This window comes from Labrenzia sp. 5N, from assembly GCF_012395805.1.
Taxonomy (GTDB): Bacteria; Pseudomonadota; Alphaproteobacteria; order Rhizobiales; family Stappiaceae; genus Roseibium; species Roseibium algicola.
Genome location: NZ_JAAZTM010000014.1, coordinates 397,037 through 409,354, shown reverse-complemented (window position 1 = coordinate 409,354; position 12,318 = coordinate 397,037). Strand labels below are relative to the sequence as shown.

General features: G+C 57.9%; 14 protein-coding genes, 1 tRNA gene and 1 pseudogene. 8 read left to right on the top strand and 8 right to left on the bottom strand.

Annotated features, from left to right (window positions below):
• Positions 1–272 precede the first annotated feature (272 nt).
• Positions 273–668, bottom strand: a complete 396-nt coding sequence (locus HEP89_RS15480) for a helix-turn-helix transcriptional regulator (RefSeq protein ID WP_168692428.1) — start codon at positions 666–668, stop codon at positions 273–275.
• A 103-nt stretch (positions 669–771) separates the two neighbouring features.
• Here HEP89_RS15480 and HEP89_RS15475 point away from each other — a divergent pair, with 103 nt between their 5' ends.
• The 3 genes and pseudogenes from HEP89_RS15475 to HEP89_RS29980 all read left to right on the top strand — a co-directional run.
• Positions 772–984: an excisionase family DNA-binding protein gene (locus HEP89_RS15475; protein ID WP_197923224.1), complete on the top strand. Its 213-nt coding sequence runs from the start codon at positions 772–774 to the stop codon at positions 982–984.
• 17 nt (positions 985–1,001) lie between these two features.
• A complete protein-coding gene (locus tag HEP89_RS15470) occupies positions 1,002–1,259 on the top strand; it encodes a hypothetical protein (RefSeq protein WP_062487836.1) in 258 nt (85 codons plus the stop codon).
• A pseudogene (locus tag HEP89_RS29980) lies at positions 1,219–2,268 on the top strand (tyrosine-type recombinase/integrase); the annotation flags it as partial. The gene HEP89_RS15470 and the pseudogene HEP89_RS29980, both read left to right, overlap by 41 nt.
• A 152-nt stretch (positions 2,269–2,420) precedes the next feature.
• Here the strand turns inward: HEP89_RS29980 and HEP89_RS15460 are convergent.
• Positions 2,421–2,497, bottom strand: a tRNA-Ile gene (locus HEP89_RS15460).
• Positions 2,498–2,754: 257 nt separating this feature from the next.
• Here HEP89_RS15460 and HEP89_RS15455 point away from each other — a divergent pair.
• Positions 2,755–3,822 carry an AI-2E family transporter gene (locus HEP89_RS15455; protein WP_023014617.1) on the top strand — a complete coding sequence of 356 codons (1,068 nt, stop codon included), beginning with the start codon at positions 2,755–2,757 and terminating at the stop codon, positions 3,820–3,822.
• Positions 3,823–3,972: 150 nt separating this feature from the next.
• Entirely contained in the window at positions 3,973–4,719 is a 747-nt protein-coding gene (locus HEP89_RS15450) for an SIMPL domain-containing protein (RefSeq protein WP_075284287.1), read from the top strand.
• A 99-nt stretch (positions 4,720–4,818) separates the two neighbouring features.
• Here HEP89_RS15450 and HEP89_RS15445 read toward each other — a convergent pair whose 3' ends face one another.
• Complete coding sequence (locus HEP89_RS15445) at positions 4,819–5,406, bottom strand: GNAT family N-acetyltransferase (RefSeq protein ID WP_168692427.1); 588 nt, start codon at positions 5,404–5,406, stop codon at positions 4,819–4,821.
• A gap of 176 nt (positions 5,407–5,582) precedes the next feature.
• On the opposite strand from HEP89_RS15445, the gene HEP89_RS15440 reads away from it, so the two are divergent.
• On the top strand, positions 5,583–6,083 hold the full coding sequence (locus HEP89_RS15440) for a cytochrome b/b6 domain-containing protein (RefSeq protein ID WP_022997916.1): 501 nt from the start codon (positions 5,583–5,585) through the stop codon (positions 6,081–6,083).
• A 62-nt stretch (positions 6,084–6,145) separates the two neighbouring features.
• Here the strand turns inward: HEP89_RS15440 and HEP89_RS15435 are convergent, their stop codons facing one another.
• Positions 6,146–7,243, bottom strand: coding sequence for an FAD-dependent oxidoreductase (locus tag HEP89_RS15435; RefSeq protein ID WP_168692426.1), 1,098 nt, complete (start codon positions 7,241–7,243; stop codon positions 6,146–6,148).
• 194 nt (positions 7,244–7,437) lie between these two features.
• On the opposite strand from HEP89_RS15435, the gene HEP89_RS15430 reads away from it, so the two are divergent.
• Positions 7,438–8,112 (top strand): dimethylsulfonioproprionate lyase family protein, encoded by a 675-nt coding sequence (locus HEP89_RS15430; RefSeq protein WP_031268172.1) that lies wholly within the window; start codon positions 7,438–7,440, stop codon positions 8,110–8,112.
• A 22-nt stretch (positions 8,113–8,134) separates the two neighbouring features.
• Here the strand turns inward: HEP89_RS15430 and HEP89_RS15425 are convergent, their stop codons facing one another.
• From HEP89_RS15425 to HEP89_RS15410, 4 genes are all read right to left on the bottom strand, one after another.
• Positions 8,135–8,959 (bottom strand): transglutaminase-like domain-containing protein, encoded by an 825-nt coding sequence (locus tag HEP89_RS15425; protein WP_168692425.1) that lies wholly within the window; start codon positions 8,957–8,959, stop codon positions 8,135–8,137.
• Positions 8,960–8,969: 10 nt separating this feature from the next.
• Positions 8,970–10,079 carry a permease gene (locus HEP89_RS15420; protein ID WP_197923223.1) on the bottom strand — a complete coding sequence of 370 codons (1,110 nt, stop codon included), beginning with the start codon at positions 10,077–10,079 and terminating at the stop codon, positions 8,970–8,972.
• Positions 10,072–10,404, bottom strand: a complete 333-nt coding sequence (locus HEP89_RS15415; RefSeq protein WP_075284283.1) for a metalloregulator ArsR/SmtB family transcription factor — start codon at positions 10,402–10,404, stop codon at positions 10,072–10,074. The genes HEP89_RS15420 and HEP89_RS15415 overlap by 8 nt, the downstream gene beginning before the upstream one ends.
• Before the next feature lie 144 nt (positions 10,405–10,548).
• Complete coding sequence (locus HEP89_RS15410) at positions 10,549–11,214, bottom strand: TetR/AcrR family transcriptional regulator (RefSeq protein ID WP_168692424.1); 666 nt, start codon at positions 11,212–11,214, stop codon at positions 10,549–10,551.
• Positions 11,215–11,361: 147 nt separating this feature from the next.
• Here HEP89_RS15410 and HEP89_RS15405 point away from each other — a divergent pair, with 147 nt between their 5' ends.
• Positions 11,362–12,270: a shikimate dehydrogenase gene (locus tag HEP89_RS15405; RefSeq protein WP_168692423.1), complete on the top strand. Its 909-nt coding sequence runs from the start codon at positions 11,362–11,364 to the stop codon at positions 12,268–12,270.
• Positions 12,271–12,318: the final 48 nt, after the last annotated feature.

The following is a 12,318-nucleotide window of genomic DNA, read 5'->3' as shown; positions in this document are numbered from 1 at the left end:
ACGCTGGCTATGGACATACAACAACGAGCGGCCCAACATGGCCATCGGCGGTATAACGCCTGCAATGAAACTGAAAACAGCAGCCTGAAGTCCAGTTTTAAAACCCACCAAAAATGGGATGATTACCGATCCTTCGCTTCTTTCTGTAGAAAGCGAGCCCACCAAACAAACCGTCGCTGCTATCGTTTTCGGAATTCTCAGAGAACTTCTGATTGAGTTTTGTTAGAAGTGCTTCAGAAATCACTTCTGCCTTTTCATTTTTCATAGAGATCTCACAAGACCGTATTAAATATTCGCCTCAGCTCTTTATCGCCGAAGTCTCTTCCTGAAATTGCCTCTTCATATACAAATCGAATTAATTTGGCTTTCCTCTCTAGTGGCGGCTCCAAATCATTCATTTGCGCAAATTTTTCCACAGCAAGAACAGCGGCTTCGACAAGCTCACCATTCATCTCACTTTTTATCTGTCCCTCACCCAGCAAGAGCCATGCTGGCGACACATCGTATTCCTCGCAAATCCTGCAGACCAAGCCGACGGGAACCGGCGAAGCCCCGCGTTCGTAGTTCTTGTAGGAGCTCTGGGAAACACCGAGTTTTTCCGCGAACGGGATTTGCGAATATCCGGCACTTTCTCGAACAACCGCTAATCGTTTGCCAATTTCAGACACTTCAGGGTTGACCTCGGTACAGATTTTTGTACTAAGTAGGAAATGATAGCTTCCTACGTTGCTAAAGCTAAGTTTTTCATACCAGTGGAGAAAATTCGATACAATGGCTCTGGGATTGGAATCAATTAAAGAACTGGCAAACCGGACAGGTTGGCCAATAAGCCGTATTCGCAAGCTCGTTGAAAATCGCGAACTGCGACACGTAAGGATTGGTGGTGGAATTTTCATTCCAGATGGCGCAATCGAGGAATTCATCAAGAATAATACGATACCGCCAATCGGCGAAACGGCGGCCCACACTTCTTCTAGAGCTTGAGGGCATTGGTGGCTGCAATGACCCTTTCGCAGAAACACACAAGGTCTATAAAGCTGGCTGTCAGCAGATCTACCGCCGCCGACATGCTGGACATTTCACCAACAACTTTCGACACGTGGGTCGGTCGCGGCTGGATGCCAAGAGGGTATAAGATTGGTGGACTAAGAAGGTGGTTTGTCGATGACCTCCGATCGAGCCTTCATGACCTGACCGAAGCGACGGCAACTGCAGAAGATGAAGACGCCGAAAACCCGTTCGACTATGCCGTCGGCTAGTCGAAAAAAGATACCCTTTAAATATTGTTCAGCAGATGTGGATCGGCACGGCAACGTCCGGTTTTATCTGCGTCGGCCAGGCTTGCCCAAATACCGTATGCAGTCCGCATTCCTCGACGCGAAGGGCAATATCACAGAGGTATTCGTCGCCGAGTATCATCGGGTTATGGCAGGCAACGTCAACCAACCAGCAGCCAAGAAGGCTGATGACTGGGATCCAGGTTCAATTGGCTGGCTATTTGCCCAGTATCAGCGATCCAAGGCGTTTCAACAGCAGGATCAGACCACTCGACGAGATAAGTACAGCGTCTTGGGGCGCTATTGCGCGGCAGTCGGCCACCTGCCGTTCCAGAAGCTAAGAAAGTCCGATGTGGAAGCCAGCCAAATGAAACGCCGTGAAACACCCGCGGCAGCGGACAAACTCGTAAAATATCTGAAAGCTCTATTTAATTGGGCGATGAATGACGTTGATCTCATGGCGCGGTTTCCGTTGCCACGAAATCCAGCTGAAGGAATTTCGAAGATCAACCGCTCAGACGGATTTCATACCTGGTCCGCAAGCGAAATAGCGACGTTCCGGGAACATTACCCTATCGGCACCACAGCCCGTTTGGCGTTCGAGCTACTCTATAACCTGGGAATTCGCAGGTCAGATTTGGTTCAGCTCGGTCCGGACAACCTTGATGGCGACACAATCAAGCTGGTACCGCAGAAAGGAAGCAAGAATGAATTGCTTGTCTTGCCAATCACAAGGGCCCTCATGGACGCGCTCCGCGACGTCCCAGAAGGCCATGATACCTTTCTGACGACAGAGTACGGCAAACCGTTCAGCTCGAACGGCTTTGGCAACAAGATGCGGGACTGGTGCAACGCGGCGGGGCTTAAACAGTGTTCTTCTCATGGTCTACGAAAGTCGGCTGCGACCGTGCTGGCAGAAGCTGGCGCTACGGAATACCAGCTAATGGCCGTCTTCGGCTGGACCGATTCAAAGACTGCTCGGATCTACACCAAAAAGGCTGAACAAGTACGTCTCGCCAAGTCAGCGTTCGAGCACCTTGAAATATCAACGAAACCGAAAAATGTCCCACTTTCCTCCACCATCAAATCCAGTGGGACAAAAAGAGGAAAAAATGCAGGAAAATCAACACCCCGAAAGTGGAGTGGTGGGCCCGGAGGGACTCGAACCCCCAACCAATCCGTTATGAGCGGACGGCTCTAACCAATTGAGCTACAGGCCCACGGCAGGGCGAAGCCTTTGCAAGGCCCTGCGTCTGGTTCCCTATACCATGGCCAATCTCCGGGGCAAGTGCTTTGCAACGGCAGGGTGAAAAAGGTTGGGAAACTGGCGCGGTGGAAGCGTTTCTCAGGAGGTCTAGATCGCCTTAATGGAAAAAGCGGTTCCGTTCGCCTGCGCCATCGGGTCTAAATGAGGCAGCCGGGCCTTTGACGAGTCGCCCGGGGAACAGACCTGCCAAACTCGCCCGCCGGAGCCACCATGCGATCACCGCTTCTCACCGCCACGCTGAGTGTCCTGCTTGTGTGCATGATCGGCTGGCTGCTGGTGGTCGGGCGGTCCCTCATCCTGCCGTTCGTGATCGCGCTGATCGTCTGGTACATGATCAACTCGCTGGCACATGTCTTTGCGCATATTCCGCTTGGCCGCTGGCGCCTGCCCCGTTTGGTGTCGTTTTCACTGGCGTTGCTGACGATCTTCTTTGCCAGCACCGTGGTGCTCGACATCGTGACCGTCAATCTCACCCAGCTTGCACTGGACGCACCAACCTATCAGCGGCGGCTGGAAGAACTCTTCACCCAGGCATCCACCCAACTGCACCTTAATGATCCGATCGAGTTGAAGGACCTTCTGCCCGATTCCATCGTGCCGCGCATGGTGACCGCGGGGGCGAGCCTGGTGACGACGCTGGCCGGGTCGGCCAGTCTTGTGTTCATCTATGTCCTGTTCCTGGTGCTCGAGCAGTCGACATTCGACCGCAAGTTCGAACGCCTGTTTCCTTCGCCCGAGCGGGCGGAAGCCGCGTTTGCCATGCGGGCCGAGATCAACCGCTCGATCATGCATTATTTCTCGATCAAGACCGCCGTCTCCGTTGCCACGGGCGTTTTGACCAGCCTTGTTCTGATCGCCATCGGCCTGCCTTACGCGGCCTTGTTCGGCTTCATCGCCTTTCTGCTCAACTACATTCCAACCATCGGTTCGCTGATCGGCGTGATCTTTCCCAGCCTCCTGGCGGTGGTCTATTACGACACGCTCGGTCCCTTTATCGCGATTGCGACAGGCCTCGGCCTCATCCAGTTCACCATCGGCAATCTGGTCGAACCGCGCCTGATGGGATCCAACCTCAATCTGTCCGGTCTCGTAATCATGTTGTCGCTGGCCTTCTGGGGGGCGATCTGGGGTGTTGTCGGCATGGTTCTGTGCGTCCCGCTGACGGTGATGATAGTGATCGTCTGCGCCCGTTTCGAAGGTTCCAGGCCGATTGCGATTCTGTTGTCGCAGACCGGCGAGGTCGGCGGCCTGTCGGGCAAGACCGGCACCACGGGTTAGGCCTCCGGGGAAGATTCTCAAACGACTTTCGAGGACATCTGCCGGGTTTTGCCGATGAACGGCAGATGAACACAACCGTCATTACGCCGCCGCAATCACAAGCGAGTGTCCGGCCATCGAACAAACTGTTTCCATCAAGGATAAGTTCATATGAATGCCCCTCTTTTCCCCTCCGTCTCCCTGCTGCGCAAGGCTGTTCTGGCCGCTGGCCTCAGTGCCGCGCTCGTGAGTGCCGCACCGGCTGTCGCGCAGGATTCCCCGGCACCGGCCGGCACGATCACCATGCAGGGCCGCGGTGCAGTTTCCGTTGCCCCCGACATGGCCGTCATTTCCGCAAGCGTCGTCACAACCGGCAAATCCACTGCCGACGTTCTGGCCGAAAACAGCGCTGCAATCGCCAAGGTCATTGAAGCGGTGAAAGCAAACGGCATCGAAGCCAAGGACATCCAGACCAAGGGGTTTGGCATCTACCCGCGCTACGATCACTCCAAGAACTCCAGCAGCCAGCCGGATATTGCCGGTTATGAGGTTCGCAACGGCGTTGAGGTCAAGATCCGCGACCTGGCCAAGCTTGGCGGGCTGTTGACGCTTGTCGTCGAAAGCGGTGCAAACTCGGTCGATTCCATTCGCTTTGAAGTCAGCAATGCCGACGAGATACTGGATGAAGCCCGCAAGAAGGCCGTCGAGGATGCTCGGCACAAGGCAGGCATCTTTGCGGCCGCTGCCGGTGTCGATCTCGGCACCATTGCCGACATCACGGAAACCGGCACCGAAATGCCGCGCCCCTACATGATGCGCGCCGAGGGCATGATGATGGCCAAGTCCGCCGATGTGCCGATCGAGGCGGGCGAGGAAACCATCAGCGCGAATGTCACCATCCGCTGGACGCTGAAGTAACCACGCGCAGGAACCAAAAAAAACCGGGGCCTGGTTTCCAGGCTCCGGTTTTCTTTTGTCCAAAGCTTCCTTCACCGGTCGGCGGGCTGCCGGGTTTCCTCAAAGGTTCCGGTGCCAAACCTGCATCGGCTTGTCGGTTTCTTCGTTCTCGCCGACATCGCGCCAGGGAAACGTCACGACGACACCCTCCAGCTTTTCATAACCGCGCTTGCGCCAGAACGGATCGAGCGGGGCGTAGTCCGCCGGCTTCAGCGGGTGCGTGTCCGGGCGGATCACCGCACAGAAGGCTGCTTCACCGAAACCGAGCCGCCTGGCGTGCGCTTCGCGCTCGTCAAAAAAGCGATGGCCGATGCCCTGGCCACGGTAGGCAGGGTCCAGAACGGATTCGGCCATGTAGAAGACGTTTTCCGGATCCAGTCCCTGCTTGAGGAAAGGGGTTTTGAAAGCCTCCAGTTCGGCACCGAGGGGCTCACCTGTCGCCGCGCCAACCAGCCGGCCGCCGTCATATGCACCGACAATCACCGCCCCGTCCGTCCGGGCATAGCGTTGCAGGTATCCGGCCTCGTACTCCAGAGACCCCTCATAGAGATATGGCCAGCTGCGGAAGACGGATATCCTCAGGCGCGCAAGATCGTTCAGCGCAGCTGTCAACTCCTCACCCGTCAGCGTTCTGATATCAGCTGGCATGATGCCTCCCGTCCTTCAAAAACCGCCTGACCGCTGGGCACAGGTCCGTTTGTTCCAATTGTCGCAAAACCGCCTGGGCCTGTTACCAAATAGTACAAATCCCCGATACCTCTGCCTGCCCTGGCGTGGCACTAATATTTGGCATTTCTTTTCTTTGCGAGGAGCCAAAGCGCGCCATGTCCACGACACAGCCAGCGTCCTACAGCCCGATCCATATCATTCTGCACTGGGTGATCGCCGCCCTGATCCTGTTTCAGCTGATCTTCGGCGAAAGCATGGGCGATCTCAAACACGTGCTGCGCGACGGCGGCGTGCCGGATGCGGCAACCGCCTTTCTGGCAAATGCCCACATCTGGGTTGGCATTGCCGTTCTGGCCTTGACTGTCATCCGTCTTCTGGTGCGGGCAAAATTCGGCGTCCCTGCCCCGCTCCCCACTTCAAGAGCCCAGGAACTGGCCGCCAGGGGTGTCCACGGCCTGCTCTATCTGCTGATGTTGCTGGCACCGATCACCGGACTTCTGGCCTGGTACGGCGGCATCCACACTGCGGAAGAAATTCACGAATTGAGCAAGCCGTTCTTCATCGTGCTGATCGCACTGCATGTGCTGGGAGCGCTCTACCATCATATCGCCCTGAAGGATGGCATCATGATGCGGATGGTATCTTCCCGGCACTAGCCGAAACAGAAAAGGCTCCGGCAATCTCGCAAGCCGGAGCCTTCTTTTTTACGCCGGATAACTTAATCGCGTGCTTCCAGCCACACGCGCGCAGCGTCCATGTCGTTGCCGGTAAAGCCTTCCGCCAGTTTCTGCCCCACGACGGCACCAAACTTGTAGCCATGTCCGGAACAGGCCGAGACGACAGTGGTCTTGCCTTCGCTCATTGCGAAGAAATGCTCGTCTGAGGTGAAGGTGTAGGCACAGGTGACGACGTCATCGACGCGGTATTCCTTGATCCGGCCGAACGGCGGAGAGAAATAGTCGCGCAGGGTCTCGCCTTCGCCTGCAACCGGTATCCGATCCTGGTTCGGCGGAGCCTTGTACTTGTGAATACCCGCCCCGAACTTGAGGCCGGTTCCGGCGACCGGAGGCAGGATGTAACCGTCGATCGGGCCGCCCGGATCGAGAATCGCCGGCGATCGTTCCCAGGCCTCGCGCAGATCTTCAGGCGGCGTCAGATAGACAACCGCGGTCCGGTAAGTCGTCAGGCTGATGTCCAGCTTCGGGAAGAGCCCCAGCGTCCAGGCACCGGCCGTCACGATCACATGCTCTCCGGAGACCGTGCTGCCATCGGCAAGGGTCACCGTGCCCGCGGATGTGTCGACGGCAGTCACCTGTGCGTTCTCGCGCACATCAGCTCCCTTGGCGATCAGCCAGTCGCGCACCCCGGCTGCAATTTTCTGGCACAGCAGAACGCCGCCCTCGTCGCTGACAGCGCCATAACGGATCGTCGCCGGATCAACGAAGGGAAACCGTTTCGCCGTTTCTTCCGGTGTCAGGTCCTCGAACGGATAACCGCCCTCGACCAGACCGTCCCGATAGACCTCGCCGCCATCGCCCGGTTCCTGCGACAACAGCATGAATCCCGTCTCGGCGAGGTGCTTCTCACCCAGGTCGTCCCACATTTCGTCCCATGCAGCGTAGGCATCGCCGATGCGGCGCTGATAGCCGCCCTGGCCGCCATAGGCCCGGCGGATGATACGGTGCTGGTCACCGGATGCCGAAAGCGGGTTGGGGATTGGTCCCTGTTCCAGAAGCGTGACGGGCACACCTCGTTTTGTCAGGGCCCAAGCGGTGGAAAGTCCGGAAACACCGGCTCCAACAATCACAACTGTCATGAATTCTGTCCTGCGGAATGGAGGGCCAGATTATCTGCCTGTCCGGCGAGCGCAAGAGACGTTCTGACGCAAACCGCGCATGACGGTTATGTATTTTCGGTTGCCGTAAAGAGAGAAGCCGCTACGCTCCGTTCCGATAGGCTCAGGCCGATCGTGATCAGGGTGCGGGAGGACAAGCCGTGCTGGAAAATAACATGTCGGAAGAACAGCCTCTGGCCAGCCGCCGCCTCGCCGAGTTCCCGGATTGGGGCTATCTTTTGCGGGAATTCTACGAGGCCTACCGGTTCCTCTCGTCCGGTGGCAGCGACAAGATCCGGGCACATCAGCGCGCGGTGCGCGAGGCAATTGGGCGGGTGCTGAAATCCGATCCGGAAATGCGCTTCGATGCCCCGGCCCACAAACCCGTGACGGCACATCTCCGGCGTGCCCTTGACGAAGGCAAGCAGGAGCGAACCGCTCCGCTGGTGCGCGCTATCGAAAGTGTCCGGGACCATCTCATCTGGCAGTATGGCTACGAGAAAGTGCCGCGCGGCCTCGACAAGACGTATGCCTACGCGGAAATCTGCGGACCGAACGGACCGGTTCTGACGACGGACGTCATTCTGGGCCTGGTCCTGTTCGCACCGGGCTGTACATATCCGGCCCACGCGCACAGCGGCATATCGGAAAGCTATATCTGCGTTTCAGGAGCGGTTTCGGAAAATCACCAGGGGGTCTATGCCCCCGGTTCGATGATCTTCAACCCGCCGGAGCATATGCACCGGATCACCGTGTCCAAACTGGAGCCGGCACTTCTGGCCTGGGCCTGGATCGGCCCGCCGGAACGCCTCGCCAACCAGAAGATGGTCTTCAGCCGCAAGAAGGGGTGAGAGACCTCCTCCCCTGACAACGTCAGACGATATCCCGTCGGATCGTGATCTCCGCCTTTTCCAGCCCGTCCGGCGAAAGCCAGACGGGCTCTGCAATCAGTTTTTCGCAGAAGATCCCCAGTTCGGGAAATGTCAGCCCCATCGAATGGGCCAGCGCAACCCGGTCACCCGGCTTCGGGTTGAGCCCGCAGCAGATCTCCCGTGTGCCCATCTTCAGGTGATGGGCAATGTCCCACTCCAGCACCACGCCCTGATGCCGTGTCACCACCCAGCAGTGCATGTCGTCGCAGCTGCCGTTCTTTTCTTGCGGGAAAAAGTATCCGGTCACGTAACCGGCTTCGAAGCCGGCGGCACGCAGGCTGGCGATCAGGTAGGTGTTGATGTCGACGCAGGACCCTTCGGTCAGCCCGCACGACAGATAGGGCACTTCTTCGCACCCCTCGTTGAAACGAACCTGAGGATGGGCATAGCGGAACTTTTCGGCCGCCGCGTTGACGAGCGCCTGAATGGCAGCGTGACCGTCGGGCTGACTGTCGGCAATGTTGATCGCATCATAGACGAGATCTTGAGCTGCCCGGGTAAAACGGTTGCGCAGTGGCGCAAACACTGCATCAGGATAGCCCGGCCCTTCGTCGCGGTATTCGTAATTCACCACAACGTCTGCCCCGGGTTCCACCGACACCACGGCCACCATCTGGCCGGTAGTGATTTCTCCGGCCAGGCCCAGCTTTCCGCCCCTGATCTCGAAACCAACCGGCATCTGGTGTGGCGTCGGCAAGCCGACCGGCACCAGCAGTTTGTGGCGAGCCTCATCCGATCTGACCGTGACAGAAACGTTCGTACGCATTGTCACTCCCTCAAAAGATCAGCTGGAAAACAAGACCGGACAGCACCGCACCCGCAAATCCCAGACCGATGTAAGCGGCAAAGACCTGCGGCCTGACCAGTGACCAGACGGCAGCCATTGCCGGGATCGAGCTGACAGCGCCTGCAATCATGAACGCCATCGCGGCCCCGGCGCTCATCCCCTGGTCCATCAGACCAGCCAGAAGTGGCGGTGCCACGTAGCTGTTGAGATAGGCAGGCATGCCGATCAATGCGGACAGAAGAATTGCCCCCAGCCCGTCGCCGCCAACAGCCCGCGCAATCAGGTTTGCGGGGACATAGGTGACGAGAGCTGCTTCCAGCACATACGCCAGTGCCAGCCACTTGATCAGAAACAGTGCATTGGCTTTCAGTTCGATCCGGAACTTATCGGTGCGCTCAGTCTCTTTCCAGATTTGCCAGACCGGCCGCCCTGTCTTCGCAGAAGCGCCACAGCCGCAGCCACCGGTCGCCGCCCCGATTTTCACCGGATTGGCCAGAAGGCCGCTACGCAGCGCAAGTGCGACGGAAAAACCGCCGAAAAGACCCAGCGCCACCGCAAAGACCGCCTTGCCGACGGCAAAGGGCCATCCCAGTGCACCGGCAGTGATCAGCAATGTCGGCGGGTCAATCAAGGGAGAGGACAGCCAGAACGCCATGATGGCTGACAACGGCGCACCAACTGCCAGAAGACCGGCAATGAACGGGATGACTTCACAGGAACAGAACGGTGCAAGACCACCAAACAGGGCTGCGAGAAAGATTGCCTGTGTCTCGCGTCCCTCGAACGCACGTCCGACAAACGCCTCTGCGCCGGCCGCCTTGAGCCAGGCGATCAAAGCAACGGCAAAAGCAATATACGGCAATGTTCCCGCGAAGGCGGAGAGCGCGAAGGTTACGAAAGCGACGAAGTGCGGCTGGTCCAGTACCAGCACCAGCAACGGACCGCCGACGACAATCGTCCAGGTCGACAGAAGGTATTTCGAAACGGCGAGAGACTTCAGGGACCATTTCGAAGCCGGCGTGCTGCAGCAGGCGGTCTTCGGAGCGCAACAGCTTGCGCCGCCGCCACTCGGCCGAAGGTTGTTCATCGCATCAGACATCGGCGGGCTCCTTTTGCGAGGATGGGCACTCACAACCCTTTTCGTCCACGCAGCACTCTTTCAGGATGTAACCGGCAAGGTTTTCCAGATGGCCATAGGCTGCCCGGTTGATGACCGAGCGGCCGTCCTTTTCCTGGGACACCAGGCCTGCCGAGGCGAGAAACTTCAGATGATGCGCAAGCGTTGACGCAGGCATGCCCGTGCGGGTCTGAATATCGCCGACCGTCAAACCACCCTGCCCGGCTTTCACCAGGGTCAACACCACCTGCAACCGGGCTTCCGAGCCCAGTGCCGCGAACCCTTGCGCTGCAATTTCCAGATCCATCTGCGCCTCATTTAATATAACTATATTTCTAGTTATATAGTTTCTTTGGCGCTGTCAATTGCCGCCACAGGCTGAGCAGCCTCCGGATCAGGGGAGGAAACTAGAAGGTGGGTACAGAAGAAGAGCCTTGCTGGCGCTCGCGCATCAGGCAGCGACGAAACGCATTACCGTTTCGCAGACATCGCCCTTGAGGGAAACCTGACCGGATGCCGACTGCAATTCCGGACCAAACAGCATGGAGAAGGTCGTTGCGTTGGAGACGTTGAAAAAGCTCATGGCCGAGATCAGCCAATGGATCCTCAAAGGCGTCAGGCCATCGCGGAAGACGCCTTCGGCCACCCCTTTTGCATAAATGCCGGCAATTTGGGAAATCGCCGCTTCGTTCAGGCTTTTGATCTCGTCCGACTGCTCGAGATAGCGGCCATGATGAATGTTTTCGATCATGACCAGACGGATGAACGCCGGGCTTTCGCGATGATGATCGAAAGTGAAGGCCACAAGCCTCGACAATGCATCCCTTGGCGGCAAATGGTTCAGCTCCAGCTGTTCTTCGCCTTTGCGCACCTTCTTGTAGGCCGCTTCCAGAGCCTTGAGGTAGAGGCTCTCCTTGTCGCCTAAATAGTAATAGATCATGCGCTTGGACGAGCGTGTCTTGGCCGCGATTTCATCCATGCGCGCACCGGAAAGACCGTTCGCGGAGAACTCCTCCAGGGCGACGGCCAGGATATTCGCACGCACTCCCTCCGGGTCCTGCTTCCAGCGACCCCGTGAAGAATTTTTTTCCGGCAGCTCAGATTCATTGATCGACATGCCTTTTTCTAAACCAGCCCGGACCGGGTTACCAGCCTAAATTAACCGGACAGTACATTTCGCTTGACTGAATTAACTGGTTAGTACATTTTGAAACTCAGGAGATGCGGTCTCCAGCCATACAGACCCCGACAACGGGGCTGCCAAATGAGGTTTCTGGGAGGAACCTGGGTGGAAGCAGCAAGCAACATCGTACTGGCCGGCCTGATCGGAAGGGGTATTACCCGTTCCAGGACGCCGGAAATGCACATGGCCGAAGCAGCAGCACAGAGTCTGCGCGGCGTCTATCGCATTATCGATGTCGATACGCTTCCCGAGAACGAACAGAACCTGAAAGCTATTGTGCACGCGGCCGAAGTGACTGGTTTCAACGGTCTCAACGTGACCTACCCGTTCAAGATGGAAGTTATCCCGCTGCTCGACCAGCTATCGCCCAACGCGGCGGCTGTCGGCTCGGTCAACACCATCGTGTTCCGGGATCGAAAGCGCATTGGCCACAACACCGACCTGTGGGGATTTGCCGAGAGTTTTCGCCAGAACATGATCGGCGTGTCCCTGAAGACGGTGCTTCTCATCGGCGCTGGTGGAGCCGGCGTTGCAGTTGCCCACGCGCTGGCGGATTGCGGTGTCCAGCACCTGAAGATCTTCGACGTCGACACCGTGCGCGTGGAGCAACTTGCCCGGCAGGTCCGCTCAAATCGTCAGGGACTGACCGTGGAACCGGTCACGACCGTTGATGCTGCAAGCTGCGCCAACCTGTCCGGCATCGTCAACGCAAGCCCGGTCGGCATGGCCAAGACACCAGGAACACCGTTCCCGCTCGCGCTGCTCAAGCCCGACATGTGGGTTGCGGACATCGTCTATTTCCCGCTCGAAACGGAACTCCTGGCTGGCGCGAGAAGGCTCGGCTGCCGGGTGCTCCCCGGGTCAGGCATGGCGGTGTTCCAGGCTGTACGGGCCTTTGAACTCTTTACCGGTCGGCGTGCCGATCCGGTCCGAATGAAGGCGACGTTCGACGCCTTCGACGAAATGCCGCGGGAGACCGCGGACGCTTAACCCCTTCCGGTTTCGCATCATCACGAAAGCGGAAATGGTCATTTTGAA